Genomic DNA, 26,703 nt, shown 5'->3' on the forward strand with positions numbered 1-26,703 from the left:
CTGACATGTCCATGATCCAAGCACAATCGCTGAACCTGAGCTTCGGCGTTGGCGCCACCCTCAACCAGGTGCTGCACGACGTCGACCTGATAGTCGAGGACGGCGAGTCGTTCGGCCTGGTCGGCGAGTCGGGCTCCGGCAAGACCACCGTGCTGCGCTGCCTGGCCGGCCAGTACCGGCACTGGAGCGGGGCGCTGAGCATTGCCGGCGGTGCGTTGCAGCACAAGCTGCCCAAGGAGCATTTTCGCAAGGTGCAGATGGTCTTCCAGGACCCCTACGGCTCGTTGCACCCGCGGCACACCATCGACACAGCCTTGCGCGAGCCGCTGACCATTCACGGCATGGCTGATCGCGACGACCGGATCAACGACATCCTGGTCAAGGTCGGCCTCAATGACAGCTTCCGCTACCGCTATCCGCACCAGTTGTCGGGCGGGCAGCGCCAGCGTGTGGCGATTGCCCGCGCGCTGATCCTCGAGCCGCGTGTGTTACTGCTGGATGAGCCGACCTCGGCGCTGGATGTCTCGGTGCAGGCGGAAATCCTCAACCTGCTGGCAGACCTGCGCCAGCGCGAGAAGCTCACCTACCTGATGGTGACCCACGACCTGGGGGTGGTCAGCCACCTGTGCGACAAGGTCGCGGTGATGCAGCAAGGGCGCATCGTCGAGCGCCTCGACAGCCAAGCGTTGAGCCAGGACCTCGCCCGTCATGACTACACCCGCATGCTGGTCCAGGCCAGCCGCGACTTCAGCGCCGAATCGCCGCGCGCCGCCTCTGCCTGAACCCCTCCCAAGCCTTGCGCCTGAGCCAGCGGGGCAGGGCGCACAGGGCTGCCGATCAAGGAATCCACCATGCCTCATTGCATTATCGATTGCCCGGCCAGCTTGGCTGAGCGGGTTGGCGAGCAGACGCTGCTGGCCGCCGTGCACGACGCCATCGATGCCAGTGGGCTGTTCAAGCCCGGCGACATCAAGGCGCGGCTGAACACCTTGAGCCATTACCGCTGCGGCGCCGGGCAGGATGATTTCGTGCATGTTGCACTGTACCTGTTCGCCGGGCGCAGCGCCGAGCAGCGGCGCAGCCTCGCCTCGGCGGGGGTGGCGGCGCTGGTCGGCCTGCTGCCCGAGGTCGAGGCGCTATCAATGGATGTGAGGGAAATGACCCGGGAGACCTTCGTCAACCGCAGCCAGTACCTCGAGCAAGTCGCGTTGACGGCCTGAGCCACGCGGTTCGGCCGCTCAAGCGTGGCGTTATCAATGGCAAAAACAAGGAAGATAAAAACCATGCCGTATGCGCACCCTGCTGTCGCTGCACGCAAACACCCACTGGCGCGTGCACTGCTAAGTGCCCTGGCCATGGGCTGCAGCCTGCCGCTCTTGGCGCTGGACGCGCCCGCCAAACTCCAGGTGCCGACGCTGGCCTACGATGAGCAACAGATCATCCTGGTCTGGGAGAAGCCGGCCGACCACGCCGAGATCGTCGATTACCATGTCTATGCCAATGGCAAGCTGCTCGGTGGCAGCAACGCCAACAATGACCAGGTCTCACCGGCCAAGCCTTACATCGACCACTTCTACCAGCAGGACACGCAGAACTTCCATCACCGCATCGCCATTCACAGCTTCACCGCCCAGGGGCTTGCGCCCGATACCGAGTATCGCTTCACCGTGCGCTCGGTCGATAGCAAAGGCAAGGAGTCTGCTGATAGCCCCGTGGTTGTGCAGCGAACCACGGCCGTACCGGCACTGTTCAATGTGCAGCGCTACGGTGCCAAGGGCGATGGCAAGGCGCTCGACACGGCCGCCATCCAGCGTGCCATCGACGCTTGCAGCAAGGGCTGCAAGGTGCTGCTGCCTGCCGGCACGTACAAGAGCGGGGCGCTCTACCTCAAGAGCAACATGACCCTGGAAATCGCCGAGGGCGCTACCCTGCTGGGCTCCGAGCGTGCCGAGGACTACCCGCGCGAAGGCTATATCCAGTACCCGTATTCCACCACCGTGCGCCCGGCCTCGCTGATCAACGCGTTGCCGCGCGACCCGCAGGCGCATCAGGCCTTCGAGAACATCCGCATCGTTGGCAAGGGCACGATCGACGGCAATGGCTGGAAGCGTAACCCGGATGTGCTCGACGAGCGCGGGCGAGCCTTGCCCTTCTACCTGCCCAGCGACAACACCCGCTACATGCACGACGGCGTGCTGGCCAAGGCGCAAGTAGAGCGGGCGGTTGCCGAGGGCATGAATGTCAAGGACGCGTACGGCCAGATGCGCTCGTCGCTGATTACCCTGCGCAATGTGGAAAACGTGTTCTATGGAGGCTTCACGGTGGTCAACCCGGCCTATCACGGCATCATGAACCTGGAAACGCAGAATGTGGTGCTGGCCAACACCACGCACCGTACCTACGACGCCAACAACGGCGACGGTATCGAGTTTGCCAACAGCCGCGGCGCGCTGGTGTTCAACAACTTCTTCGACACCGGTGACGACTGCGTCAACTTCGCCGCTGGCACTGGTGCGGGTGCGGTCCACCAAAAGCCGCAGGAAGATGCCTGGATCTTCAACAACTATTTCCGCAAAGGCCATGGAATGATCGTGGCGGGCAGCCACACCGGCGCCTGGATCCAGAACATCCTGGCCGAAGACAACGTTTCGGACGGCACAGATACCGGCTTGCGCATGAAAAGCACCAACTTCATGGGCGGTGGCGCACGCCACGTGACCTTCCGTGATTCAGCCATTCGCAATACCGCAAAACAGGCCTTCATCTTCACCCTGGATTACAACGACCCGAATGCCAAGCTCGACTACAAGCGCTCGACGGTGGCGGGGCAGTTTCGTGACATCACGGTCAGCGATGTGAGCGTGGAAAACGCCAGCACCGCTGCCATCGAGGTGAAGGGCGATAGCAGCCATGACGCCTGGCATCAGGGGCTGGTGTTCGAGCGTGTACGTTTCAGCGGGCCGGCCCCGGTCAAGATCGATGGCCTGAAAGATTCGCGCTTCGTCGGGCTTCGCTTCACCCACACCGGGGGCGCCAACCCTTGGCAGGTACAGGGCAGCCAAGGGCTGGCCTTCACGGATGTGGAGCCTGCGCCTTAGCTTTCAGGCCTCGCTGTAAAACGCCTGTAGCCGTTGCGCCTCACGCAGGCGCGTACGGCTGTTGCTCAGGTGCAGGTACATGGCAGCGCGCGCCGCATCGACCTGGCGGCTGGCGATGGCATCGTAGATCTGCTGATGTTCGGCGTTGATACCGGCCAGGTAGGTGCTGCGGTTGCTCTGGCCGGTGTAGGCAGAGTTCATGCGCGTGCGGGGGATCATCTTGGTGCCCAGATGCTTCATGATATCGATCAGGTACTGGTTGCCTGCGGCCTTGGCAATTTTCAGGTGGAACTGGAAATCAGCGTTGGTGGTGCTGCCGGATTTTTCCGGGCCCTGCATCAAGGCTTCAAGTGCTTGATGCAGTTCTTCCAGCGCTTGCGGCGTGGCCCGTTCGGCGGCCATGCCGGCGGCTTGCACTTCAAGGCTCAGGCGGTATTCCAGCAGATCGAGCACATCGGACAGCAGGCTGATGGTTGCCGGCCCCACGTTGAAGCTCTCCGGTGCCGGCATGTCCAGCACGAAGGTGCCCACACCGTGGCGGGTCTCGACCAGGCCCGCGGCCTGCATGCGTGATAAAGCCTCGCGTATCACCGAGCGGCTGACACCTTCGGTTGCGATTAGCGTGGCTTCGGTGGGCAGCTTGTCGCCACGCTTGAGTGTGCCTTCGCGCATGCGCTCGGCGAAGCGTTCGACCAGCGCTTCGGCCAGGCGGCGGGGCGGTTGAGAGGGGCTGGCGGTGTGGTCTGGCATTGCTGTGCTCGCGTCTGAACAGCGGCCAGTATAGTGCGTTTTGGCACCAGGCTGCGGGTATACTCCGGGGTCTTCCGCTTATCAAGGGTTCACACAATGGCATCCGCCACCCCGGAAAAACGCCTGAATCTCGCCCAGCAACTGGTGCATGACCTGTCGCAGCAGATTCGCTCGGGTGAATTGCCAGCGGGTAGCAAATTGCCCACCGAAGAAGCTGTGACCAAAGCGCGAGGCGTAAGCCGTACCGTGGTGCGTGAAGCCATTTCTCGGTTGCAGGCCGAAGGCCTGGTCGAAACCCGTCGTGGTATCGGTACCTTCGTTGTAGACGCCATCCCGGCAGGTGACTTCCAGAGTACCAGCCCTGGAATGGGCGATGCTTACAACGAGGTGGCGATCATCGAGCTGCGGCTTTGCCTGGAGGTCGAGGCGGCTGCCATTGCTGCCCAGCGTGCTACCGCAGGGCAACTGGCTGCCATGCGGGCGGCGCTGGATGAGGCTGTTGATACGCAGTCAGCGCCCTGCATGCGAACCGACTTCGAGTTTCACCTGCGCATAGCCCAATGCACGGGCAACAGTTTTTTCATCGACACCATGACCCACCTTGGGCATACCTTGTTGGCGGTGGCGCAGCAGGCCATGCCGGCGTGCGATGCCCAGCAGCGGGCACTGGAGGCGCTGGAGCGCGAGCAAGTGCATGCCGCGGTCACCCGCAAGGATGCCGGTGCTGCCCGTGCTGCCATGCGGCTGCATCTGGTCAACTGCCTGACACGCGCCCAGCGAAGCATCACCCAAGACGAACGGGGTGCCGAGCCGTAGGTGGCAGCACGGTGCACAGCCACACCGTATCCCCGGCCCTGGCCCGTTGCCGTGCCCTGTCGCATGTTCAGCTCCCCCGCGTTTATCGTGTCAGCCCAGCCGAAAAAGCCGCGCAATGGCCCAACGTCTGTGGCAGTGTTGGGTATCTGGCCAGCCCCCTCAGGGACCGACATGCAAACTCGCAAAACCGGTGTTCGCGCCCAACAGGCCGACCGCACCCGGGACAACATTCTCAAGGCTGCGGTGAAGGTCTTCAGCAAGGAAGGCTTCACCGGTGGGCGCATCGAGCAGATCTCCACACTGGCCAAGTCCAACGACCGGATGATCTATTACTACTTCGGCAGCAAGGAAAAGCTGTTCATCAGCGTGCTGGAGCACATCTATGCCAGCTTCAACCAGGCCGAAGCCAAGCTGCGCATCGATCTCGGCGACCCGGAACAGGCCCTGCGTGAGCTGGTGGCGTTCATCTGGGACTACTACGTGCGGCACCCCGAATTCGTCACCATTCTCGCCACCGAAAACCTGCATCAGGGCCAGCACGCGCGCAAGTCGCAGAACCTCAAGGCGCTGTCCGGCGAAGCGGTGGGCGTGCTGCGGCCGATCATTGAAGCAGGCCAGGCCAAGGGCCTGTTCCGCGACGACATCGACATCACCCACGCCTACCTGATGATTGCCTCGCTCTGCTATTTCTATAATTCCAACCGCCATACCCTCAGCTCGTTTCTGGCCGTGGACCTGGCCGACAAACAGGCCAAGGCCGACTGGCTGGCGTTTATCAGCGACCTTGCCCTGCGCGGCCTGCGCCGCTGACGCTCAGTGGCTGCCGGGGTTGGCGCGCACCTGCGCGGCCTTGGCCGCCAGCCCTTGCCAGGCCGGCTTGTCGGCAGCGAAGCGCTGGCGCAGGTAAGCTGCCAGGTCGGCGACCTGGCGGTCCGACAGGCTGTCCTTGAAGCCGGGCATGTAGCCCAGGTCACGGGTGGCCGGGGTGGCAATGCCGTGCAGCACCACGCGCAGCAGGTTGTCCGGCAGAGCGCTGTGGACGTTGCTGTTGACCGCCATCGACGGGCTGACGCCAAACAGCTTCGGCCCCAGCCCATCGCTGTGGCAGGCCATGCACGCGCCTTTGAATACCCGCTCGCCGTTGCTCAGCGACACCTGCGTGTCCACCTGGGGCGCGGCCTTGGTGGCCACTGCCTGCGGCTCGCCGTCGAGCGAGCCGAGGTAGTGGGCAATGGCACGCACGTCACGCTTTGGCAGGGTGGCCAGTTCGCTGACCACCGGGCCCATGGGGCCGGCCGCCACACCGTGCTTTTCGGAGAAGCCGGTGCTCAGGTAGCTGAACAGCTCGTCTTCGCTCCACGGCGTGGATGATTTGCCCAGCGCATTCAGGGCCGGGGCTTCCCAGCCATCGACCATGCCGCCGGCCAGGTAGCTGCTGCCGCCTTTTTCCGCCCCCATCAGGTTGCGCGGCGAGTGGCAGGCTGTGCAGTGGCCCAGGCCGTCGACCAGGTAGGCGCCGCGGTTCCACTGCGCACTGCGCTGCGGGTCGGGCTGGTATTCGCCGCGTTGCAGAAACAGCGCATTCCAGCCGGCCATGAGCGGCCGCTGGTTGAACGGGAAGCGCATCTGGTTGGCGGGTGCTTCCTGGCGTACCGGGGTCTGCGACATCAGGTAGGCATACAGCGCCTGCATGTCGGCATCGTTGATGTTGCGAAACGAGGTGTAGGGAAAGGCCGGGTACAGGTGCCGACCGTCGCGGCTGATACCTTCGCGCATGGCCCGCTCGAAGGCGCCGAACGACCAGCGGCCGATGCCGGTTTGCGGGTCGGGCGTGATGTTGGTGCTGTACAGGGTGCCGAACGGCGTTTCCATCGCCAGCCCACCTGCATTGACGTTGCCACCGTTGACCGTATGGCATACGGCGCAGTCACCGGCCGCGGCCACCTGGCGCCCGCGCTCGAGCATCGCGGCGCTCCAGCTGCCAGCGCCTGGCGGGGTTACCGGGGCGATTTCGGCGCGCCAGGGCAAGGCGGTGGCGAGTACACCCAATGCAGCGCCGAATACCCCGGCCAGCGAGCCGAACCACCACTTTGAACGTTTGGGCGTGGGCTGCGCTGGTGCATCAGGGCCCTGACGTTGGCCATCGAGGGCGGCACGCACCCGTTCTGCCGTGATCGGCAGCTCGCGAAAGCGAATGCCGGTGGCGTCAAAAATGGCATTGGCGATGGCCGCCGCGCTGGGTACCGAGGCCGACTCGCCACTGCCCATCGGCGGCTCGTGCTGGCGGGGCAGCATCATCACGTCGATGGCCGGCAGCTCGGGGAAGGTCAGGATCGGGTAGCCGCCCCATTCCTTGCTGGCCACGGTCGACTCTTCGAAGCTGACCTGCTCCTTGAGCACCCGGCTGGTGGACTGGATGACGTTGCCGTGGATCTGATGGCGCACGCCTTCAGGGTTGACCATCATCCCGGCATCGTGGCCGATCACCACGCGGGTGACGGCCACTTCACCGGTGCGCCGGTCCACTGCGACATCGGCCACCCATGCCGCCCAGGCCGCGCCAAACCCTGGGAACTTGCTATGGATATAGCGCGCGTAGGCAAAGCCCCTGCCGCGCAGCACGTCACCTTCGGCCTGCGCCTGCATGGGGCGGGTATGCGGCTGCCATTCGGCGCGTTCGGCGGTGGCCTTGACCAGGTCGATGGCGCGCGGGTCGGACAGGTGCCTGAGGCGGTATTCGACCGGGTCGACGCCAGCGGCAAAGGCCAGCTCATCGATGTACGACTCGTGGGCGAAGCTGTTGGGCATGGCCGACACGCCACGCATCCACGAGGCACGTACCAGTGGCGTCATGTCGTTTATGGTGACGCGCATGTGTTCGTAGTCATAAGGCGGTATCGAAGTGCGGTCGCCCATTTCGAACAGGGCCGGCACCGGCTCTACGGCGCCGGTCAGCAGCAGGGCCAGGGTGGGGGCGCCATTGGACGGGTAGCTGGTCTGGAAGTCATAGGCGGCCACGCTGCCATCGGCGTTCAGGCCGCCGTCGATTTCCATCAACTGCGCAGTGCCCTTGGGCTCCCACACGTGCTCCTGCTCGCGGGTCAGCTGAACCCGCACCGGGCGCTGTACCGCCCGCGACAGCAGCACCGCATCGGCGCACACGTCATCGGCGCAGTTGCGACCATAGCAACCGGCGGCCTCCATGCGAATGATCTCGATGCGGGCTTCGTCGCACGCCAGCAGCCAGGCCAGGTCGGCGCGCAGCAGGTGCGGGTTCTGCGTGCCGGACCACACGCGGATCGGCCCGTCGGTGAAATCGGCCAGCGCGCACGACGGGCCGATCGATGCGTGCAACTGGTACGGCCATAGGTAGCTGCGGCTCAGGCGCTGGCTGGCATTGGCGAGGCCACCGTCAACATCGCCCTGGTCCAGCACGGTACGTTGTACGCGCGGGTTGTCGCGGATGGCCTGGGCGACATCGCTGAGGTCGGGCAGCTTGCCTGTGAATGGCTTCCAGCTGATTTTCAGCGCCTGGGCTGCGCGGATCGCTTGCTCTTCGCGCTCGGCCACCACGCCGACAAAGTCGCGGATGACGACCACGGCCACCACGCCGGGCAAATGGGCGATGGACGATTCATCCACCGCCAGCAGGCTGTTGCCGACAAAGTCGCCACTGTCGTGGCCGGCGTAGGGCGGGCGGATCACCCGGCCGTGAAGCATGCCGGGCAGGCGCATGTCATGCACATAGGTCAGCTCGCCGGTGGCCTTGCCGGGGATGTCTACCCGTGCGGTGCTACGCCCGACCAGGCGGTAGTCCTCGATGGCTTTTAGCGGGGCATCGTCGGCAATGGGCAACTGGTGGTTTTCGCCTTGCACCAGTTCGGCAAAGCTCAGGGTGCTGCCGTTGCTGGCAATGACTGCGCCGTTTTCAATGCGCAGCGCTTCGGCCGCGCAGCCAAGCCGTTGCGCGGCCTGTTGCAACAGAAAGCGCCGCGCCGTGGCGGCCGCCTTGCGCAGTGGCACGGCAGAAATCTGCAGGGTGGCGCTGGCAATGGTCGCGCCCTGGTTGGGGGCCCGCTCGGTGTCGCCCAGCACCATGTGCACCTGGTCCATGCGCAGGTCCAGCTCCTCGGCGACGATTTGCGCCAGCGAGGTACGGATGCCAGTGCCCAGGTCGACGTGGCCGTTGAAGGCGTAGACCATGCCGTCGTCGCTGACAGCGATAAACAACGCCAGCTCGCGCGCCTTGACCACAGGGGTAACACCCTTGGCCACGGGGCCCGAGGGAGGGGTGATCTGGTCGACGATCAGCAAGACACCCGTCTTGGCCAGCAACTGGTCGCGGCTGGGCACCTGTTGTGAGTGGTTCATGCTTTCCTCCGGGTGTCGGCGGCGCGGCGCACGGCGCGCAGGATTTCGACGTGGGTGCCGCAGCGGCACAGGTTGCCGGACAGTTCGTTGCGAATCTGTTCGTCGCTGGGGGCGGGAATGCGGTCGAGCAGGGCCTTGGCGGTCATGATCATGCCGTTCATGCAGTAGCCACACTGGGCGGCCTGTTCGTCGATAAACGCCTGTTGCACCGGGTGTGGGGCGGCCTTGCTGCCCAGCCCTTCGAGGGTGGTGATATCGCGGCCCGCAGCACCGGCCAGGGGGATGACGCACGAGCGCGCGGCCACGCCGTCGATGATCACCGTGCACGCCCCGCATTCACCCAGGCCGCAGCCATATTTGGGCCCATTCAGGCACAGGTCGTTGCGCAGGATCAGCAGCAGCGGGGTGTCGGGCATGGCGCTGACTTCGACAGGCTGGCCGTTGATCCGCAGGGAGATGGTTGTTTGCATTGTTGGCTCATCTCTGGAGCTTGCTTGCGCTACCAAAGGACTCACATGGCGCGAGATTTTCGGTAAGTACTCACTACATGAAATGAGTGAGCAAGAAGCAGGCCAGAGAGGAATTTGCAGAGCGCTGTGATGGGGGGTATGGCGGAACATCATCGGCGCCTGGGCAATCGAGCGCCGCCCGCGCGGCGCTCGATCTCGAAGGCCGCGTATCTGTGACGGCAAGCGCGGCAGTTACAACCAATTTCAGCCCAGGTTCTCGTCGCTGTCGATCATCTTGCGCAGCAGGTACAAAATGGCCACGCGTTCGCCGGCATTCAGGCTGCCCATGCTCAATTCGCTGATCTGCCGGGCGCAGGGGATCATTGCGTCGAGCAAGGCCGCGCCGCTGTCGGTGAGTTCGACAATGACCTTGCGCCGGTCGCCCGGGTCTGGCGACAGCTGCACCAGTTCGCGGGTTTTCAGGCGCTCGACGATGCCGCGGATGGTGGCCTGGTCCACTGCGGTGGCCTTGATCAGTTCGGCCTGGGAGCTGGGGCCGTGGTCACGCAGGGCGCACAGGGTGACGAACTGGATCGAGGTAAGCTGCGGGTCGCAGGCCTGCTGCTGGAAGATCGCCGTGTGCCGCTGGTAGGCCTTGCGGAGCAAATGGCCGACCTGTTCGGTGACGTCATAGGGGGTGGTGTCGAGCGGGGCGCTGCTGGGTGTGGTTTTCTTTGGCATAGGATGGCTTGGGCTGGTGGAAAGGTGCTGGCCGGCCGCCAATAGCGGAGCGCCCGGCCAGTATAACCACTATCGCGCCCGCGACTCCTCTGGTGCGACCACGTCGCCGGCCAGCACCACGGCCTTGTCATCCAGATAGATATCGCAGTTGCGCAGCGGGATATCCAGGTGGCATGGGGTCTTGCGCTTGCCGCCGACCTCGGTATTGGGGCCGGTGGAGAACAGGAAGTTGCCGTAGAACGCACGGGCGTCCATGCACATGCCGTCGTTGCGGTCGTGCAGGCCCATGGCCGTCCACTGCGCGCGCGGCTGCAGGCCCCAGCCGATGTGTGAGATGCCGTATACCTCGGGGTCGTTGAAGTACCTCATGTATTCGCGCAGGTATTCGGCCTCGAAGCCGCCGTGGATACCGGTGATAAAGCCTTTTTCGATCTCCAGGGTGATGCGCTCGCGGCAGTAGTTCTTGAATGGCAGGATGATGTCGCCCACGTCCAGCACCAGCGTGCCCTCGGCGCTGTCCTCGTTGGGCCAGGTGAACAGGAAGCCGCTGGGCCAGTGATCCCAGCGCCCCGGTTCGTCAGCATAGCCGTACTCGGTCACGGCCGGGTACTGGCCGAGCGGGGCGTGAAAGTCGCTGCCAGCCTTGGACCGCACATGCATGCTACGGGCCTGCTTTAGCAGGGTTTCGGCGGCCAGCACCCGGTGTTTGTCGGCTTCGGTTGGCAGCATGCGTGCCAGCACCTCGGGTGGCTCTACGGCCAGCAGGATGCGCGTGCCAGTCTTGAGGATCTGCTCCTGCTCGGGCGAGTGCAGCAGCATCATGGTGTCGACGACCAGGTCGGCCGCTTCCAGCGCCCGCTGCGCCGCCAGGTTGCCGGTCAGCGCGGTATCGCCACAGTAGGCCGTCATGTCGTTGCCCATGGCGGTGGGGTGGTTGAACGCTGGCAACTCTACGGCATACACCTTGGCCTTCAAGCGCTGGGCGGCTTCCATGGCGGCGTTGACCGTGCGCGGGTCTGAGTAGTGGCTCTTGAGCACGGCCACGCTCTGCGTTTCATCCACACGAGACAGCTTCAGTACGTGCTCGAACATCTGGGTCAGTTGTGCATTGCTCACCGGCATCGGGGTTCTCCTGGGTGACGTTGACAGGGGTGCACCATGGCAGTGCCAGGTGCGTCATCTCGGTGCAAAACAACAGTGTGTACACCCTACTTTTGCAGATGTAAGCGCATCCGGTCAGCAAGCGCAAGTTATCTGTCACAACGTTACCTATCCACACAGTGCTCAATATTTTCGGTAGCAAGGCGCCGAATGTACTTTCGCCTGGCTGTTTTAAAAATATTTTCACAGGCCTCTTTCCAAAAGTGATTTGTAGCGTATACGCTCTAAATCGTCAGGCGGTCGAACCGCTGGCCACACATCAGAACAAGAGGAGACATACCCATGCGGGGTAGGCAGAAAATCGCAATCGTCGGTGCAGGTCTGGGTGGGGCAGCCGCCGCCACGTTGCTGCAGCAGGCCGGGTTCGATGTCGAAGTGTTCGAGCAGGCGCCGGCGTTCACCCGCCTTGGGGCAGGCATTCATATCGGCCCTAATGTGATGAAGATCTTCCGCCGCATGGGGCTGGAGCAGAAGCTGGAGCTGATGGGCTCACACCCGGACTTCTGGTTCAGCCGCGATGGCAACAGCGGTGATTACCTGGCGCGTATCCCGCTGGGCGAGTTTGCCCGGCGCGAGTACGGCGCTGCCTATATCACCATCCACCGTGGCGACCTGCATGCCCTGCAGATCGAGGCAATCAAGCCGGGCACCGTGCACTTCGGCAAGCGCCTGGAAACGATTGTCGACGAAGGCGACCAGGTACGCCTGACCTTTGCTGACGGTACCCACACCGTGGCCGACATCGTCATTGGGGCCGACGGCATTCACTCGAAGATCCGTGAAGAGCTGCTGGGGGCTGAAGCGCCGATCTACAGCGGCTGGGTGGCGCACCGGGCGCTGATCCGTGGCGTGAACCTGGCGCAACATGCCGATGTGTTCGAGCCTTGCGTCAAATGGTGGTCCGAGGACCGCCACATGATGGTCTATTACACCACCGGCAAACGCGACGAGTACTACTTCGTCACCGGTGTGCCACATGAGGCGTGGGACTTCCAGGGTGCGTTCGTCGACAGCAGCCAGGAAGAAATGCGCGCGGCCTTCGAAGGCTACCACCCAACCGTGCAGAAGCTGATCGACGCTACCGAGTCGATTACCAAGTGGCCGCTGCGCAACCGCAACCCGTTGCCGTTGTGGAGCCGTGGCCGCCTGGTGTTGCTGGGCGATGCCTGCCACCCGATGAAGCCACACATGGCCCAGGGGGCGTGCATGGCCATCGAGGACGCGGCCATGCTGACCCGTTGCCTGCAAGAGACCGGGCTGTCCGACCACCGCACGGCGTTTGCGCTTTATGAGGCCAACCGCAAGGAGCGGGCATCGCAGGTGCAGGCGGTGTCGAACGCCAACACCTTCCTCTACAGCCAGGAAGACCCGGCCTGGGTCTACGGTTACGACCTGTACGGGCAGGCGCTGAAAAGCGGGGAGGCAGCATGAGCACCTTCGTCGCTGGCGGTAACGTCAGCGCCAATGGCATCCGCCAGCACTACCTGCGCTATGGCGGCAAGGGCCACGCGTTGATCCTGGTGCCGGGCATCACCAGCCCGGCGATTACCTGGGGCTTCGTCGCCCAGCGCCTTGGGTTGTACTTCGACACCTACGTGCTGGATGTGCGCGGGCGCGGCTTGTCTTCAAGCGGCCCCGAACTGGACTACGGCACCGACGCCTGTGCTGCGGACATTCCGGCTTTTGCCGCAGCGCTGGGCCTGGACAGTTACCACCTGGTCGGGCACTCGATGGGCGCGCGCTTTGCCATTCGCGCGGCGGCCCAGGGAGCACCGGGGCTGCAGCGGCTGGTGCTGGTAGACCCGCCAGTGTCCGGGCCGGGCCGGCGTGCCTACCCGAGCAAGCTGCCGTGGTATGTGGATTCGATCCGCCAGGCCACTGTGGGCATGAACGGCGACGACATGCGCGCCTTCTGCGCTACCTGGAGCGACGAGCAGCTGGCGCTGCGCGCCGAATGGCTGCACACCTGTTACGAGCCAGCGATCGTGCGGGCCTTCGATGATTTCCACGACGTGGATATCCACCAGTACTTGCCCGCAGTGCGCCAGCCGGCATTGCTGATGGTGGCCGGGCGGGGCGGGGTGATCGAGCCCCGTGACATCGCCGAAATTCGCGAGCTCAAGCCGGATATCCAGGTCGCGCGCGTGGACAACGCCGGCCACATGATCCCTTGGGATGACCTGGACGGTTTCTTTGCCGCCTTTGGCGACTTCCTCGACCAACCCCTCGTCTGACGGAGCACGAGACATGACCAAGCTATACCGCATCGGCCAGATCGTGCCGAGCTCGAACACCACGATGGAAACCGAAATCCCGGCGATGCTCAATGCCCGCCAGGCGATCCGCCCCGAGCGCTTCACCTTCCATTCCAGCCGCATGCGCATGAAGCAGGTGAAGAAGGAAGAGCTGGCCGCCATGGACGCCGAGTCCGACCGCTGCGCCGTGGAGCTGTCCGACGCCAAGGTCGATGTGCTGGGCTACGCGTGCCTGGTGGCGATCATGGCCATGGGCCTGGGCTATCACCGCCAATCGGAAAAGCGCTTGCGGCAGGCTACCGCCGACAATGACGCACTGGCACCGGTGATCACCAGCGCCGGGGCGCTGGTGGAGGCCTTGCATGTGATGAAGGCCAAGCGCATTGCCATCGTCGCGCCGTACATGAAGCCGTTGACCGAGCTGGTGGTGAACTATATCCGCGAGGAAGGCTTCGAGGTGCAGGACTGGCGCGCGCTGGAAATCCCTGACAACCTCGCCGTGGCCCGCCACGACCCGGCCAACCTGCCAGGCATCGTCGCCGGCATGAACCTTGAGGGCGTCGATGTGGTGGTGCTCTCGGCCTGCGTGCAGATGCAATCGCTGCCGGCCGTGGCCAAGGTTGAGGCGCAAACCGGCAAGCCGGTGGTGACCGCTGCCATCGCCACCACCTACGCCATGCTCAAGGCGCTGGACCTGGAGCCGGTCGTGCCGGGCGCCGGTGCCCTGCTGTCGGGCGCCTACTGAAATTGGGGGACGGACATGAGCGACGCACAAAGCGCACGTGACAACTACCAGGGCGTGTGGGGCCAGCGCATCGGCTTTGGCCGCAAGCCGGCCCTGCTGATGATCGACTTCATGCAGGGCTACACCACCCCCGGCGCACCGCTGTACGCCCCGGGCGTGGTTGCGGCGGTCGAGCAGGCCGCCGGCCTGCTGGCGCTGGCCCGCGACTGCGGTACCCTGGTGGTGCATACCAACATCCGCTACCAGCCGCCGCATTTTGCTGACGGCGGCGTGTGGGTGCGCAAGGCGCCGGTGATGAAGGACATGGTCGAAGGCAACCCGCTGGCGGCGTTCTGCGAGGCCGTTGCGCCACAGGTAGGGGAGGTGGTGCTGAGCAAGCAGTACGCCAGTGCCTTCTTCGCCACCAGCCTGGCCCCGCTGCTGCATGCTCAAGGCGTGGATACCGTGGTGCTGGCCGGCTGCTCGACCAGCGGCTGCATCCGCGCAAGTGCGGTGGATGCCATGCAGCACGGGTTTCGAACCATCGTGGTGCGCGAGTGCGTCGGTGATCGCCACAACGACCCGCATGAAGCCAACCTGTTCGACATCGACAGCAAGTACGGCGATGTCGTCACCCGGCAGGACGCCATGCAGCAACTCAGGCACCTGGCCGGCTGAGTGCCGGGCAGCCCTTACCCATAACAATCAAGGAACGGTGCGGGAAGCCCGTCCATGACCGCCTGCTGTCCGGGCGGTCGCCCCGCAGGAGCACTCGGGGTCTTCAGGCGCTGCCCAGGCACGCCGCGTATAGTGCGCGGGGTGCCCGGCGCGTCGAACACTGCTGGCCTTAAAACAACCACAAAGTCGCCCGCCAGGAGACAGGAAATGCCAATTGCGAATGCAACCACGGTCCACAGTGACATCGACCATGGCACGAAAGCGCTGTACAGCAAGATCACCTGGAGGCTCATCCCCTTCCTGTGCTTCTGCTACCTCGCAGCTTATCTGGACCGCATCAATGTCGGCTTCGCCAAGCTGCAGATGCTCGAAGACCTGCAGTTCAGCACAGCGGCCTATGGCCTGGGTGCCGGGCTGTTCTTCGTCGGCTATATCATTTTCGAAGTGCCGAGCAACCTGATCCTGCAGCGCGTTGGCGCCAAGCTGTGGATCGCCCGCATCATGATCACCTGGGGCCTGCTGTCGGCGTGCACCATGTTCGTCAGCACCACCACGCAGTTCTACATCCTGCGTTTCCTGCTCGGCGCGGCTGAGGCCGGCTTCCTGCCGGGCGTGCTGTTCTACCTGACCATGTGGTACCCCACCTACCGGCGCGGGCGCATCATTGCCCTGTTCATGATCGGGCTGCCATTGTCGAGCGTGATCGGCGGGCCGATTTCTGGCTGGATCATGGGCAATTTCGACCAGGTGCATGGCCTGCACGGCTGGCAGTGGCTGTTTTTGCTGGAGGCGATCCCCAGCGTGCTGCTGGGCATCCTCACATTCTGGGCATTGCCCAACCACTTCCAGCAGGCCAAGTGGCTGTCGGCTGAAGACAAGGCCCAACTGGCGGCAGACCTGGCCGCCGACGATGCCGAGGGCAAGGACAGCAAGCACAGCTTCCGTGACGGCTTTTTCAACCTGAAGGTATGGATGCTGGGGGGCATCGACTTTTCGATTTTGCTCAGTGCCTACGCCATGGGGTTCTGGATGCCGACCTTCATCCGCGATGCGGGCGTCAGCGACACCTTCCACATCGGCTTGCTCACGGCCATTCCGAGCCTGGCCGCCCTGGCCGGCATGCTGATGATCGGGGCCAGCTCCGACCGCCACCGTGAGCGCCGTTGGCACATCATCGTGCCGTTCATCATTGGTGCAATTGCCATGGCCAGCAGCACCTTGTTCAGCCAGAACCTGGTGATGACCGTGGTGCTGTTCGCCATTGCCTCGGCAGCGATCATCGGCGCGGTGCCGGTGTTCTTCAGCCTGCCGGCCACCTTCCTTAAAGGTACTGCAGCCGCCACCGGCTTTGCCCTGGCCTGTTCGGTCGCCAACATCGCGGGCCTGGTGAGCAACTCACTGATGGGCGTGGTCACCGACCTTACCGGGACCTCGCACGCTGCCCTGTGGGTATTTGCCGGGTGCCTGATCCTCAGCTGCTTCCTGGTCATCGCCTTGCCGGCGAAGCTGGTCAACCGCTAGCGGCCCAGCGTTTCAAGCAACGGCAGGGCAGGCGGGCCGGGTGCCCGCCTGCCGCCCCCCCTCTCGCTGCAACCCCACGTGGGTGGCCATACATGGCCGCCGCGCCGGGTTGCTGTTGCCCGAATCCAGGAGTAGCCCCATGCAAGGTTTCACTGCACCGCGTTTTTCTTCGTCTGCGCGTCTGGCCGGCGGTTGTATTGCCGCCGCATTGTGTGCGGAGGCCTCGGCAGAAGAGGCCGGTTTTATCGAAGGTGCTCGCGCCACGCTGCAGGCGCGCAATTACTTCTTCAGCCGCGACTATGCCGATATCAAGGGTGCCAGCACCCAGTCGCGTACTCAGGAATGGGCGCAGGGTTTCATCCTCAATGCCAGTTCCGGTTATACCCAGGGCACCGTTGGCATCGGTGTGGATGTTATCGGCCTGCTCGGTTTCAAGCTCGACAGCAGCCCGGCGCATGCCAGGTCCGGGTTGCTGCCCAGCCTGGACAGCGGCAAGTCGGCGGACGAATACAGCCGGCTTGGGGCGGCGATCAAGTTCAAGGTGTCGCAAACCGAGCTGAAGGTGGGCGAGTTGATGCCCAACCTGCCTGTGCTGCTGTTCAGCGACTTGCGTCTGCTGCCGCCCACCTACCAGGGCGCGATGCTGGAGTCGCGCGAGTTTGCCGGGTTGACACTGAGTGCCGGCCAGTTCCGCTCCACCAGCCTGCGCGACTCCTCCAACAGCCAGAAGATGTACGCGCTGGTCAACGACCCGATCAACCCGGCGCGGCTGGCGCGTTTTACCAGTGATCGCTTCAACTACGTTGGCGCCGACTATGCCTTCAACGATAACCGCACCAGCGTTGGCCTGTGGCAGGCGCAGTTGGAGGATGTCTACCAGCAGCGGTTTTATAGCTTCAAGCACGCCGAGCCGGTCGGGGACTGGACGCTGGGGGTGAACGCCGGCTACTTCGATGCCCGCGAGGACGGGCGCAAGATCGCCGGCGATTATGACAACCATGCGTTGTTCAGCCTGTTCTCGGCCAAGACCGGCGGGCATACCTTTTACGCGGGCTACCAGCAGATCGGCGGCGAGGACGGTTTTATCCAGGTGGGAGCCAACACCAACCCGATGGGTAATACGCTGCCGACTTATGAGTTTTCCGCGCCGGGCGAACGCTCGTGGCAGGTGCGGCATGATTACAACTTTGTCGCCTTGGGGCTTCCGGGCCTGACGTCGACCCTGCGTTATGTGAAGGGGCGGGATGTAGACACCGGGCTGGGCTATGAAGGGCGTGACCGCGAGCGCGATCTGGACTTGGCCTACGTGGTACAGAGTGGGCCGCTGGCCGGCCTTGGGGTACGGGTGCGCAACGTGATGGCGCGCTCCAATTACCGGACCGACATCGACGAGAACCGGTTGATCCTCAGTTACACAGTCAAACTGTTCTGAAGTGATTGCCCGAGCTGCGCGCTTTTGCAGGAGCCGCGTTGTATCGCGACAGGGCTGCTCCTGCAAGGCTGGGCATACTTTGTGGGAGCAGCAGCGGTCACTGCAAGGTCACGGGCCTCAGGCTATCCGGCAACTGCCTGATAGCCGCCTCAATCCGTGCAATAGGGCCAGCGAGGCGGTCCGCTTCCTGGTCTTTGCCCTCACTTCTCAGGCGGTCACACTCAAGACGCAGGTCGAGCAATTTTTTCTGTAGCTTCAGGGCCGAAGTGTTGAACGGGTCCATGCTTTTCTCACGCTGTAGGCTTCCGTGCCGTTGTAGGAAAAATGGACCGTAGCAGCTCGGATTTGCTGGAGAAACTGATGTTTCATACAGGTGATTCCCAGTGCCGCGATTCTTCCTACAGCGCAGAGTAAACAATCCTACAAACTACGTTTCAATTCATGTGCTCCCGATTGCGCTCAACTTCCCGCCCCAGCTGGGTGCATTCACCCTTCGAGGGGCAGGCCACCCGGCGTGGTTGCAATCGGAGCCTTTAGTCCTTTTTGAAATCTCATGTAGCAATTGTCGCCCTGCAGGTCAGTGACCATCGGCGCAAAAGCTGCAGCAACTGACCTCATAAGCGCTGCCCGCCCCGGTCGTTGAAAGTTTAAGCAATAAGCACCATGAAGAATCTGCACAGTGCATCTGATCCGCTTTTTTTCCACAAACCTGAATCTGTAACCGTATCAGCCCAAGCCTGACAATAAGCCCATTCCCGCATCAAAACTGTAGAGGTTCCAATGGGCAAGCTGGCGCTGTTCCTGGGTGGTTTTCTGCTGCTGACCATTCTGATTGGTATTCTTGGCACCATTCCGCCAAGCTGACTGCAACTGCGTTTTCCCTCCGCGGCCCGTCTATTTCAAGTGGCGGGCCCAATCCCTGACCAATTGGCCAGTATTCTCCCTTCCTGCACTGCTGGACCAGCGGTAGGTGCAAGTCATTCTCAAGTGCAAAAGCCTCGTGTAGTCTCCCGCCGCCGCTCATTCGGGCCGGTCATTTTGCCTTGGAGTCGATACATCAATGGAATACAAGAAAGGCACTTCAGCCGTGCTGGAGTGGCGTAGCCGTTTTCTTGCTGAAGGTACACTTGATGAGCAGGTTTATGACCAGGCACTGCGCGATGCCTTGCTGTTGGAGCAGGCTGGAGTGATCAGTACGTCGGAGTGGATCGAGCTGGTCAAGCTGGCAAACACCGCGTTGCTGGTTGTGCGATAAGTCGTTCTTTGCGTTGGGAAATCTGTCCACAAAAAACGTGGGTAGGTCTGTGGATAAAGTGCTGAAAGCCAAGCCCGCTGCGGTCTCTGTTAAATTGAGCAGAAATTGAACAGTCATTTCAGGGGGCTGTTTCAGCAGGCGAGGCCGGCGCGGCGCAACGCCGTCAGCAAGTCGCGCACCCGCGCTGGCAGCTCGCCGGCAGGGTACACGGCATGCATTTGCGGGTCCTGGCCGCTGCTGGAAGTCAGGCGGTAGTGCGGGCACACGCGCACCAGCCGTCCGGCCCTGACCTGCGCTTCGCCAACCCAGGCAGCCAGGCGGGCGATGCCTGCGCCGGCCAGGGTGCTGTGGTACACCGCGTCACCTGAGTCCAGGCGCAACCTGGGCCTTGGGCGCAGGCTGGTGATCTGGCCGTCGCGGTAAAAATGCCAGGCCTTGAGGATGCGCGGGGCGGTGTGCAGGATCAATGCATGCCCTTCGAGGTCTTCCGGTTGCTGTGGCGTGCCGGCCACGGCCAGGTACGCCGGGCTGGCATACAGGTGGCGCTGGTAGGCCCACAGCGGGTAGCCGATCAGCTCGCTTGATTGCGGGAAGGCCCCACGCACCACGAAATCGAACTTGCCTTGCAGCGGGTCGAGGGTTTCGTCGCAGTACTTTATGTCCAGGGTCACCCCGGGGTGGCAGCGGGAGAACTCGGCAAGCACCTGTGGCAATACATGTTCACCCAGCAGTTGCGGTACGGCAAAGCGTATCCAGCCTTGGGCGCTGCCGCTGAGCGCGGCCAACGCGTCGGCAGCATCACGTTGCACATCCAGCAAACGTTCGGCATGGGGCAACAGGCGCTCGCCGGCTTCGGTGAGGGTTACGGCGTTGGCGTTGCGGTTGAGCAGCTTGCTGGCGGCGTTGTCTTCCAGGGTTTGTACCGCGCGGGTTACCGCACTGGGCGAGCGCCCCAGTGCACGTGCGGCGGCCACGAAGCTGCGCTTGTGGGCCACGCTGACGAACGCCTGGATTTCCCGCAACATGTCCAATGCCATTGCCTGCTCCTTGTTGCAGTTTTTGCAATATGGCATTTCAACACATGCGCGGCACTTTGATTAGCCTTGCAGGCGTCTTCACTGCCTGGAACCGCGTCATGATGGATATTGCTGTGCTTTCTGTGTTCGCCTTTGCCGCTGGGCTGATCGACGCCGCAGTGGGGGGCGGGGGGTTGATCCAGATCCCGGCCTTGTTCAACGTGCTGCCTACCGCGCAACCAGCGGCCTTGCTCGGCACCAACAAGCTGGCGTCGGTCTGTGGGACGGCCTTCGCGGCGCGCTCGTTCATTCGCAAGGTGACGCTGGATTGGGGGCTTATCGTGCCAGCGGCGCTCAGCGCCTTTGTCATGTCGTTCGCTGGGGCTGCCACGGTGTCACTGGTACCGCCCAGTGTGATGCGCCCGGCAGTGCTGGTGCTGATCGTGCTGATGGCCATCTATACCTTCTGCAAGAAGGATTTCGGCACCCTGCACAAGCCCGCGCAGATCGGCCGCAAGGAGCAATGCCTGGCGGTGCTGATCGGCGGTGCGATCGGCTTTTACGATGGCCTGTTCGGTCCAGGCACCGGCAGCTTCCTGATCTTTCTGTTCATCCGCTTCTTTGCGTTGGACTTCCTGCACGCTTCGGCCTCGGCCAAGGTGGTGAACATTGCCACCAACCTGGCGGCGCTGGTGTTCTTCGTGCCCTCGGGCAACGTGCTGTATGCCATTGCCCTGCCCATGGCTGCGTGCAATGTGCTGGGGGCTCTTACCGGCACCTGGCTGGCGGTACGCAAGGGCGCAGGCTTTGTGCGCGGGCTGTTCCTGATACTGCTGTGCGTGTTGATCGCCAAGCTATCGTGGGACTTGCTGGTTGCGTGACTCAGCCTCCTGGCGCTGTGCTTCGGCCTGCTCGACGCGGTTGCGGCCATGGGCCTTGGCCCGGTACAGCGCCTGGTCGGCACTTGCCAGCAACGCGTCCAGGCTGGGGGCCGGGATATTGGCGTCGCAGCCGGCCAGGCCGATACTCACGGTGATCTGCAGGCGCTGGTCGGCCTGCACCACGTGCAGGTCCTGTATGGCACGGCGCAGGCGTTCGGCGGTGAACTTGGCACGTTCAGGCGCAAGCCCCGGGAGGATGACGACGAACTCCTCGCCGCCCAGCCGCGCGAGCAGTTCATCGTTGTGCAACTGGTCCTGCAGGGTGCTGGCAAACTGGCGCAGCACCTGGTCACCGACCCCGTGGCCATGGGCATCGTTGATCGATTTGAAGTGGTCGATATCCAGCATCATCAGGGTTAGCGGCAGCGCCTGGGCATGCTGCTGGCGGCTGTCCAGCAATGCGTTGGCGCGGCGGGTGAAGGCACTGCGGGTGAGCACGCCGGTAAGGTGGTCGATGGTGGCCTGATGCGCCAGGCGCGCCATCAGGCTGCGGTTGGCCTGGCTGACACAGGCCACCACCAGCGGGCCGAGCACCAGCATCGCAATGCCCAGGCGCGCCGACATCAGCGTGGTCACACCGGGCTCGCTTTGCGGCACGCTGAAGTGCATGAGGTTTTGCGCCACCGCCACAATCAAGGTACTGCCAGCGGTAAGTGTCAGCAGCGAAACCATGAACGGCGAGTAGGTCCACGCACACCACAGCAAGGCGGCAATCGGGAAGGCAATGGCACCGGGGCCGCCAAAGGCAATGCTGACCGCCAGCGAGGCCAGCAGCATCAGCAGGGGCGCCAGGCGGATGGCTTGGGCGCCACCCCGCACCAAAGCCCGCGCCGAGGGTGCTGTAAGCAGCACCGGCAGTACCAGCACGCTGGTCGAAAACTGTTCGCTGAACCAGGCGAGCCAGGTGGCACGCAGGGATTGCTCGAACCAAGGTGCGGCCATGACCGCTGCCATGCTGGCCGCCACCATGGCGGCGGCGGCACAGGCGGCAAACACGCTGAGTACGCCGTGCGGGGTGCGCATGCGCCGGTGCAGCCGCGGCAAACGCGATAGCAACTGCCAGAGGGTAACCACCACGCCAAGATTGCACAGGTTGAACCACAGGGCCGGCACCCAGGCACTGCCACACAGCAGGTCGGCACCGACCATGGCCAGCCAGACCAGGCTGAAGCCGGTCAGCGTGGCCTGGCGCGGGTAGCGCAGCAGCACGCCGGCCAACACAGCATTTACTGGCCAGAACAGCGACAGCGATTCGATCGGGCGTGCCAGGATACCGCCCAGGGTGAGGGCAAAGGTCAGGCAAAACAGAACGACATAAGGCAACAAGCGCGATTGGGCTGGAAAAACCATGAACTCGACCGGCAAGCGGAAACGAAATCCAGGACAACGCCTTGAAGCACCTGGGGCAATAGCCCGCAGTGTGTTTCGTCAGGCCACTTGATGTCAATCTGCCGCGATCGGTCGAGATAATGTCAAATTGCCTTTAGTCTATAGCGCTTTTCTCATAGCCCGAAGAACCACGGCACCATCACGACGGTGACCAACATCACCAGCACGGTGAAGGGCACGCCAATTTTGACGAAATCAGCGAAGCGGTATTGCCCCGGGCCCAGCACCAGTGTGTTGACCGGGGATGACACCGGTGTCATGAACGCCGCCGATGCGGCCAGCGCCACGGTCATGGCAAACGGGTAGGGCGACATGCCCAGCTGCGCTGCGGTGCTGACAGCCACGGGTGCCATCAGTACCGCAGTGGCCGTGTTGGAAATGAACAGGCCGATCACCGCTGTAACGGCGAACAGGCAGGCAAGAATGGCACTGGGGCCGGCACCACCCAGTACGCTTACCAGCCCACCCACCGCCAAATCGATGCCACCGGTTTTCTGCAGTGCCTGGGCGAATGGCAGCATGCCGACGATCAGCACCAGGCTTTGCCAATGAATGGCTTTATAAGCGCTGTTCATGTCGATACAGCGGCCGGCCCCCATCAGCAGGCAACCGATCAGCGCCGCGATGACATTGGGCACGGCACCGCTGACCATCAGCCCGACCATTACCGCCAGGCTAAGCAATGCCTGCGGCGCGCGGGTGCGGGCTGGCGCGACCTGATCGATCTCGGCGGGCAGGCTCAATACCAGAAAGTCTTTGGGCTGGCTTTGCAACTGGCGTACCGCCTTCCACGGGCCGACCACCAGCAGGGTATCGCCAAGGCGCAGTTTTTCGTCTACCAGTTGCTCTTCGATTGCCGCCTGTTCGCGGCGCAGGCCGACCACGTTGAGGCCGAAGCGGGTGCGGAAGGCCAGTTCGAGAACGCTCTTGCCGATCAACTGCGAGCCCGGCGGCAGCGAGACCTCGGCCATGCCCAGCTCCTGGGACTGGTCGATGAAATAGGCCGCCTTGAAGTGCAGGGGCTCCAGTTGCATGGTCTGGCACAGGCTGCGCAGGTTGTCGCGGTTGGCGAACAGGTCGAGCAGCAGCACATCGCCCTGGTGCAGTACGGTGTTGGAGTCGGCGCCGATCACCCGTGTGGTGAACTTGTGCTGGCGCTCGATGCCGATCACGTTGGCGCCGTGCCGGGTGCGCAACTCCAGCTCGCCGAGGGTATGGCCGATCAGCGGTGAATCAGGGCGTATGCGCAGGCGCCGTTCACGGCCGTTGAGCTTGTAGTCCAGCACCAGGTCCAGCAGTGTCCGGCGGGTTTCCACGCGGCCGTCCTTGCGCACTTCGCCGTTCAGCCAGTGCCGGGTCAGCAGCATGTAGCCGATCCCCAGCACCAGCACCACCAGGCCGAAAGGGGTAAAGCTGAAGAAACTGAAGCCCGCTTCGCCATTGCGCACCAGCTCGCTGTGCACCACCACGTTGGGCGGTGTGGCCACCAGGCTGAGCATGCCACTGATCAGCCCGGCAAATGCCAGTGGCATCATCAGACGGCTGGGCGACAGCTGCAGGCGCGCGGCAATGCTCAGCACTACCGGGATGAAAATGGCCACCACACCGGTGGAGCTCATCATCGACCCCAGCCCGGCCACGGCCACCATCAGCAGCACCAGCAGACGTGTTTCGCTATTGCCGGCCCGCTCGCTCATCCATTCGCCGATGCGGTAGGCAATGCCGGTGCGCACCAGGCCTTCGCCGATCACGAACAGGGCGGCGATCAGTACCACGTTGGGGTCGCTGAAGCCGGCCAGGGCCTGCTCAACGGTGAGGATGCCGAGTAGGGGCAGGGCGAGGATCACCATCAGCGCGACCACGTCCATGCGTGGGCGATTGATGATGAACAGGGTAACGACGATGGCCAGCAGGCCGAGGACCCAGAGCAGATCTTGGTTCATGGGGAGGGGGTGTTCCTTCACACGGGGCACGATAGACAGTAGCAGCCAGTGTGCCAGTTCGTGATGAAGGGGGTGTTGATGTGCTGCAACAAAAAGGGCCGCTATACGGCCCTTGAGTCAGGTAATCAGTGACGGTGACGGCGGTGCTTTTTGTTGCCGCGGTTGTCGTCACCCAGGTGGTTGCCGAGGGCCCCACCGGCTGCGCCGCCCAGGCCAGCACCGACCGTGGAGCCGGTCTTGCCGCCCACCGCGCCGCCTAGCAGCGAGCCGCCAGCCGAGCCCAGGCCACCGCCGATGGCGGCTTCGGTACGATTGCCCTTGCGTGCACCTACCGCGCTGCCGGCTGCGCCGCCCACGCCAGCACCGATGGCCGCGCCGGCCTTGCCGCCGAGTTGTTGACCAACAACGTTACCCAGCACACCACCCAGGCCACCGCCAATGGCGGCAGTACCGTCGCCGGCGAAAGCGCCCTGGCACAGCAGCAGGCCGAGGGCTAGGGAAGGCAGAGTCAGACGCATGATACGAACCTCAAAGGAATCATCAGGTTAAGGTGCCGCGCAACGGGCGGCAGGTCAGGGGTGCAAAGACGCTTCAGCGGTAGTCGCGGTCACCGCGGTACTGACGATTGTCATCGTCATCGCGGTCATGCCGATGGTGGTGGCGATGGCCACGGTCGCGGTCACGCCAGCCATCGTCGTCATCATGGTAGCGATGGCTGTGACAGCCTGCGGTCAGCAGGACTGCAGCAATCAGCGAAAGGCTTGCAAGGCGGGTCATCACGATATAGGTCCTTGATCCGCAAAGGTTTACGGGGCACTTGCTGAGACTGGGAATGATCCATTTGGTTTCCCGGGCAGGCAAAAATTTGTCGCGCCAGTGATGGGCGGCGTGCTTGCAGGCTGTTGTTCTGTCCCATTCGGTCATGGTCGAGTGCGCCATGGCCCTCTAGACTGTGGGGTAAGCCGCAGCGAAGACGGCAATCTGCCACTCGGTGAATCACGATGATCGCCCACACCCCCACGTTGTTTGCCGCCGTTGCCTTGGTCGCAACCATTCTGGCTTTCTGCCTGTTGCTGGTGGGGCGTAGCAACCGCCGTGACAACCTGCTGCTAACGGGTTGCGGGCTGCTGGTGCATGCCCTGGCTTATGTCTGCTACACCGTCTATGCCCAGGCCCCGCTGTGGGTCAGCTATGGTCTGGGCAACAGCTTGCTGTCGCTGGCCCTGGCGTTCTACACCGCCAGCTTGTTCCGGGTGCGTGAGCAGGTGGTGCCCTGGCGTGTCATCTTCGTCATTCCTGCCTGCATGCTGGGGGGGCTGGTGCTGCTGCTCGATACGCTGGAGCCGCGCATGCTGCTGGCGACGCTGGTATTGATGCTGCAGTGCTCGATGATCCTTTACTGGGCGTGGCGCCATGCCGAACGGCCGGGCAGGGCCCACCTGCTGCTGCAGATCGGTGCGCTGATCAGCCTGGTCGGCCTGGGTATGCGTGTGGTGGCGGTGGCCAATGGCACGGCAGTGGAAATGCGTTATGACACCAGCAACCTCAAGCAGAGCATTTCCGTGGCAATCGGCACGGCGACGGTAATGATGTATTCGATCGGGCTGGTGCTGATGGCCAAGGAGCGTAGCGAGTCCCGCTTGCAGCACCTGGCCCTGCACGATGTGCTGACCGGCACATTCAACCGCAGGGCGATCCTGGACCGGTTTGCGGTGGAACTGGACCGTGCTCGCCAGCAACAGGCCAGCCTGGCCGTGGCAATGATCGACATCGACCATTTCAAACGCATCAACGACCTGTATGGGCACCTGGCTGGCGACGAAGTGCTGTGCCATTGCGTGCGCCAGTTGCAGCAGCGGCTGCGTCAGGGTGACAGCCTGGGCCGTTATGGTGGTGAGGAATTCCTGCTGTTGTTGCCGGGCACTGACCGCAGCGGGGCGATGGCTGCGCTGCAAGGCCTGCGCGAGGCTATTGCGCGCAGCCCGGCCCGTTTTGCCGATGACCAGATCGAACTGCGCTTCAGCGTGGGCCTGTGGTGTGGCGTACCAGGTCCCAAAGATAGCACCGCCAACCTGCTGGCCCAGGCGGATGCCGCGCTGTACCAGGCCAAGGCCGCCGGGCGCAACACGGTGCACATGGCGGCATTGATCCAGGCGGGTTGAA

General features: G+C 63.5%; 25 protein-coding genes. 14 read left to right on the forward strand and 11 right to left on the reverse strand.

Annotated features, from left to right (window positions below):
• Positions 1-5 precede the first annotated feature (5 nt).
• The 3 genes from LU684_RS16045 (at position 6) to LU684_RS16055 (ending at position 3,098) form a co-directional block, all read left to right on the forward strand.
• Positions 6-782 (forward strand): ABC transporter ATP-binding protein, encoded by a 777-nt coding sequence (locus LU684_RS16045; RefSeq protein ID WP_060517140.1) that lies wholly within the window; start codon positions 6-8, stop codon positions 780-782.
• Positions 783-851: 69 nt separating this feature from the next.
• Positions 852-1,220 (forward strand): 5-carboxymethyl-2-hydroxymuconate Delta-isomerase, encoded by a 369-nt coding sequence (locus LU684_RS16050; RefSeq protein ID WP_232894817.1) that lies wholly within the window; start codon positions 852-854, stop codon positions 1,218-1,220.
• A gap of 63 nt (positions 1,221-1,283) precedes the next feature.
• Entirely contained in the window at positions 1,284-3,098 is a 1,815-nt protein-coding gene (locus tag LU684_RS16055) for a glycosyl hydrolase family 28 protein (protein ID WP_232894818.1), read from the forward strand.
• A 3-nt stretch (positions 3,099-3,101) separates the two neighbouring features.
• Here the strand turns inward: LU684_RS16055 and LU684_RS16060 are convergent, their stop codons facing one another.
• On the reverse strand, positions 3,102-3,848 hold the full coding sequence (locus LU684_RS16060; RefSeq protein WP_016487986.1) for a FadR/GntR family transcriptional regulator: 747 nt from the start codon (positions 3,846-3,848) through the stop codon (positions 3,102-3,104).
• Between the two features lie 96 nt (positions 3,849-3,944).
• Here LU684_RS16060 and LU684_RS16065 point away from each other — a divergent pair, with 96 nt between their 5' ends.
• On the forward strand, positions 3,945-4,664 hold the full coding sequence (locus LU684_RS16065) for a FadR/GntR family transcriptional regulator (RefSeq protein WP_060517146.1): 720 nt from the start codon (positions 3,945-3,947) through the stop codon (positions 4,662-4,664).
• Between the two features lie 171 nt (positions 4,665-4,835).
• On the forward strand, positions 4,836-5,474 hold the full coding sequence (locus LU684_RS16070) for a TetR family transcriptional regulator (protein WP_096426444.1): 639 nt from the start codon (positions 4,836-4,838) through the stop codon (positions 5,472-5,474).
• Positions 5,475-5,477: 3 nt separating this feature from the next.
• Here LU684_RS16070 and LU684_RS16075 read toward each other — a convergent pair whose 3' ends face one another.
• From LU684_RS16075 to LU684_RS16090, 4 genes are all read right to left on the reverse strand, one after another.
• A complete protein-coding gene (locus LU684_RS16075; RefSeq protein ID WP_191086759.1) occupies positions 5,478-9,035 on the reverse strand; it encodes a molybdopterin cofactor-binding domain-containing protein in 3,558 nt (1,185 codons plus the stop codon).
• On the reverse strand, positions 9,032-9,505 hold the full coding sequence (locus LU684_RS16080) for a (2Fe-2S)-binding protein (RefSeq protein ID WP_016487982.1): 474 nt from the start codon (positions 9,503-9,505) through the stop codon (positions 9,032-9,034). Before LU684_RS16080 ends, LU684_RS16075 begins: the two co-directional genes overlap by 4 nt.
• 243 nt (positions 9,506-9,748) lie before the next feature.
• Complete coding sequence (locus LU684_RS16085; protein ID WP_016487981.1) at positions 9,749-10,225, reverse strand: MarR family winged helix-turn-helix transcriptional regulator; 477 nt, start codon at positions 10,223-10,225, stop codon at positions 9,749-9,751.
• Positions 10,226-10,294: 69 nt separating this feature from the next.
• Positions 10,295-11,347: a 2,5-dihydroxypyridine 5,6-dioxygenase gene (locus tag LU684_RS16090; RefSeq protein ID WP_016487980.1), complete on the reverse strand. Its 1,053-nt coding sequence runs from the start codon at positions 11,345-11,347 to the stop codon at positions 10,295-10,297.
• A 321-nt stretch (positions 11,348-11,668) separates the two neighbouring features.
• On the opposite strand from LU684_RS16090, the gene nicC reads away from it, so the two are divergent.
• The 6 genes from nicC to LU684_RS16120 all read left to right on the forward strand — a co-directional run bounded on the left by nicC (position 11,669) and on the right by LU684_RS16120 (position 17,996).
• On the forward strand, positions 11,669-12,817 hold the full coding sequence (gene nicC / locus LU684_RS16095) for a 6-hydroxynicotinate 3-monooxygenase (protein ID WP_016487979.1): 1,149 nt from the start codon (positions 11,669-11,671) through the stop codon (positions 12,815-12,817).
• A complete protein-coding gene (nicD, locus tag LU684_RS16100) occupies positions 12,814-13,620 on the forward strand; it encodes an N-formylmaleamate deformylase (protein ID WP_060517150.1) in 807 nt (268 codons plus the stop codon). Before nicC ends, nicD begins: the two co-directional genes overlap by 4 nt.
• Positions 13,621-13,633: 13 nt before the next feature.
• Positions 13,634-14,386 carry a maleate cis-trans isomerase family protein gene (locus LU684_RS16105; protein ID WP_016487977.1) on the forward strand — a complete coding sequence of 251 codons (753 nt, stop codon included), beginning with the start codon at positions 13,634-13,636 and terminating at the stop codon, positions 14,384-14,386.
• Positions 14,387-14,401: 15 nt separating this feature from the next.
• The gene (locus LU684_RS16110; protein WP_232894819.1) at positions 14,402-15,043 is read left to right on the forward strand and encodes an N-carbamoylsarcosine amidohydrolase; all 642 of its coding nucleotides are present in this window, start codon (positions 14,402-14,404) and stop codon (positions 15,041-15,043) included.
• A gap of 207 nt (positions 15,044-15,250) precedes the next feature.
• Positions 15,251-16,564, forward strand: a complete 1,314-nt coding sequence (locus LU684_RS16115; RefSeq protein WP_016487975.1) for an MFS transporter — start codon at positions 15,251-15,253, stop codon at positions 16,562-16,564.
• Positions 16,565-16,703: 139 nt separating this feature from the next.
• The gene (locus LU684_RS16120; RefSeq protein WP_016487974.1) at positions 16,704-17,996 is read left to right on the forward strand and encodes an OprD family porin; all 1,293 of its coding nucleotides are present in this window, start codon (positions 16,704-16,706) and stop codon (positions 17,994-17,996) included.
• Between the two features lie 97 nt (positions 17,997-18,093).
• Here LU684_RS16120 and LU684_RS16125 read toward each other — a convergent pair whose 3' ends face one another.
• Positions 18,094-18,279 (reverse strand): hypothetical protein, encoded by a 186-nt coding sequence (locus LU684_RS16125; protein WP_016487973.1) that lies wholly within the window; start codon positions 18,277-18,279, stop codon positions 18,094-18,096.
• Positions 18,280-19,056: 777 nt separating this feature from the next.
• Between LU684_RS16125 and LU684_RS16130 the strand changes: the two genes are divergently transcribed.
• Positions 19,057-19,251: a hypothetical protein gene (locus tag LU684_RS16130; RefSeq protein WP_016487972.1), complete on the forward strand. Its 195-nt coding sequence runs from the start codon at positions 19,057-19,059 to the stop codon at positions 19,249-19,251.
• A 131-nt stretch (positions 19,252-19,382) separates the two neighbouring features.
• Here LU684_RS16130 and LU684_RS16135 read toward each other — a convergent pair whose 3' ends face one another.
• Positions 19,383-20,288 (reverse strand): LysR family transcriptional regulator, encoded by a 906-nt coding sequence (locus tag LU684_RS16135; protein WP_070086358.1) that lies wholly within the window; start codon positions 20,286-20,288, stop codon positions 19,383-19,385.
• A 98-nt stretch (positions 20,289-20,386) separates the two neighbouring features.
• Here LU684_RS16135 and LU684_RS16140 point away from each other — a divergent pair, with 98 nt between their 5' ends.
• A complete protein-coding gene (locus LU684_RS16140) occupies positions 20,387-21,148 on the forward strand; it encodes a sulfite exporter TauE/SafE family protein (RefSeq protein ID WP_060517156.1) in 762 nt (253 codons plus the stop codon).
• On the opposite strand, the gene LU684_RS16145 is transcribed toward LU684_RS16140, so the two are convergent.
• From LU684_RS16145 to LU684_RS16160, 4 genes are all read right to left on the reverse strand, one after another.
• A complete protein-coding gene (locus LU684_RS16145) occupies positions 21,122-22,573 on the reverse strand; it encodes a GGDEF domain-containing protein (protein ID WP_095115583.1) in 1,452 nt (483 codons plus the stop codon). The genes LU684_RS16140 and LU684_RS16145 overlap by 27 nt on opposite strands.
• Before the next feature lie 137 nt (positions 22,574-22,710).
• Positions 22,711-24,540, reverse strand: a complete 1,830-nt coding sequence (locus LU684_RS16150; protein ID WP_016487968.1) for an SLC13 family permease — start codon at positions 24,538-24,540, stop codon at positions 22,711-22,713.
• A gap of 125 nt (positions 24,541-24,665) precedes the next feature.
• Entirely contained in the window at positions 24,666-25,058 is a 393-nt protein-coding gene (locus LU684_RS16155; RefSeq protein ID WP_095115581.1) for a glycine zipper domain-containing protein, read from the reverse strand.
• A gap of 73 nt (positions 25,059-25,131) precedes the next feature.
• Positions 25,132-25,317, reverse strand: a complete 186-nt coding sequence (locus LU684_RS16160; protein ID WP_016487966.1) for a hypothetical protein — start codon at positions 25,315-25,317, stop codon at positions 25,132-25,134.
• Positions 25,318-25,541: 224 nt separating this feature from the next.
• Between LU684_RS16160 and LU684_RS16165 the strand changes: the two genes are divergently transcribed.
• Positions 25,542-26,702 carry a GGDEF domain-containing protein gene (locus LU684_RS16165; RefSeq protein ID WP_016487965.1) on the forward strand — a complete coding sequence of 387 codons (1,161 nt, stop codon included), beginning with the start codon at positions 25,542-25,544 and terminating at the stop codon, positions 26,700-26,702.
• Position 26,703: the final 1 nt, after the last annotated feature.

Source organism: Pseudomonas sp. NMI542_15 (assembly GCF_021283425.1).
In the GTDB taxonomy this organism is placed as follows: Bacteria; Pseudomonadota; Gammaproteobacteria; order Pseudomonadales; family Pseudomonadaceae; genus Aquipseudomonas; species Aquipseudomonas fortuita.

Bases quoted from the DNA above. Each gene is read 5' to 3' on its own strand.
- LU684_RS16045 (WP_060517140.1), top strand. From the start codon at position 6: ATGTCCATGATCCAAGCACAATCGCTGAACCTGAGCTTCGGCGTTGGC.
- LU684_RS16050 (WP_232894817.1), top strand. From the start codon at position 852: ATGCCTCATTGCATTATCGATTGCCCGGCCAGCTTGGCTGAGCGGGTT.
- LU684_RS16055 (WP_232894818.1), top strand. From the start codon at position 1,284: ATGCCGTATGCGCACCCTGCTGTCGCTGCACGCAAACACCCACTGGCG.
- LU684_RS16060 (WP_016487986.1), bottom strand. From the start codon at position 3,848: ATGCCAGACCACACCGCCAGCCCCTCTCAACCGCCCCGCCGCCTGGCC.
- LU684_RS16065 (WP_060517146.1), top strand. From the start codon at position 3,945: ATGGCATCCGCCACCCCGGAAAAACGCCTGAATCTCGCCCAGCAACTG.
- LU684_RS16070 (WP_096426444.1), top strand. From the start codon at position 4,836: ATGCAAACTCGCAAAACCGGTGTTCGCGCCCAACAGGCCGACCGCACC.
- LU684_RS16075 (WP_191086759.1), bottom strand. From the start codon at position 9,035: ATGAACCACTCACAACAGGTGCCCAGCCGCGACCAGTTGCTGGCCAAG.
- LU684_RS16080 (WP_016487982.1), bottom strand. From the start codon at position 9,505: ATGCAAACAACCATCTCCCTGCGGATCAACGGCCAGCCTGTCGAAGTC.
- LU684_RS16085 (WP_016487981.1), bottom strand. From the start codon at position 10,225: ATGCCAAAGAAAACCACACCCAGCAGCGCCCCGCTCGACACCACCCCC.
- LU684_RS16090 (WP_016487980.1), bottom strand. From the start codon at position 11,347: ATGCCGGTGAGCAATGCACAACTGACCCAGATGTTCGAGCACGTACTG.
- nicC (WP_016487979.1), top strand. From the start codon at position 11,669: ATGCGGGGTAGGCAGAAAATCGCAATCGTCGGTGCAGGTCTGGGTGGG.
- nicD (WP_060517150.1), top strand. From the start codon at position 12,814: ATGAGCACCTTCGTCGCTGGCGGTAACGTCAGCGCCAATGGCATCCGC.
- LU684_RS16105 (WP_016487977.1), top strand. From the start codon at position 13,634: ATGACCAAGCTATACCGCATCGGCCAGATCGTGCCGAGCTCGAACACC.
- LU684_RS16110 (WP_232894819.1), top strand. From the start codon at position 14,402: ATGAGCGACGCACAAAGCGCACGTGACAACTACCAGGGCGTGTGGGGC.
- LU684_RS16115 (WP_016487975.1), top strand. From the start codon at position 15,251: ATGCCAATTGCGAATGCAACCACGGTCCACAGTGACATCGACCATGGC.
- LU684_RS16120 (WP_016487974.1), top strand. From the start codon at position 16,704: ATGCAAGGTTTCACTGCACCGCGTTTTTCTTCGTCTGCGCGTCTGGCC.
- LU684_RS16125 (WP_016487973.1), bottom strand. From the start codon at position 18,279: ATGGACCCGTTCAACACTTCGGCCCTGAAGCTACAGAAAAAATTGCTC.
- LU684_RS16130 (WP_016487972.1), top strand. From the start codon at position 19,057: ATGGAATACAAGAAAGGCACTTCAGCCGTGCTGGAGTGGCGTAGCCGT.
- LU684_RS16135 (WP_070086358.1), bottom strand. From the start codon at position 20,288: ATGGCATTGGACATGTTGCGGGAAATCCAGGCGTTCGTCAGCGTGGCC.
- LU684_RS16140 (WP_060517156.1), top strand. From the start codon at position 20,387: ATGATGGATATTGCTGTGCTTTCTGTGTTCGCCTTTGCCGCTGGGCTG.
- LU684_RS16150 (WP_016487968.1), bottom strand. From the start codon at position 24,540: ATGAACCAAGATCTGCTCTGGGTCCTCGGCCTGCTGGCCATCGTCGTT.
- LU684_RS16155 (WP_095115581.1), bottom strand. From the start codon at position 25,058: ATGCGTCTGACTCTGCCTTCCCTAGCCCTCGGCCTGCTGCTGTGCCAG.
- LU684_RS16160 (WP_016487966.1), bottom strand. From the start codon at position 25,317: ATGACCCGCCTTGCAAGCCTTTCGCTGATTGCTGCAGTCCTGCTGACC.
- LU684_RS16165 (WP_016487965.1), top strand. From the start codon at position 25,542: ATGATCGCCCACACCCCCACGTTGTTTGCCGCCGTTGCCTTGGTCGCA.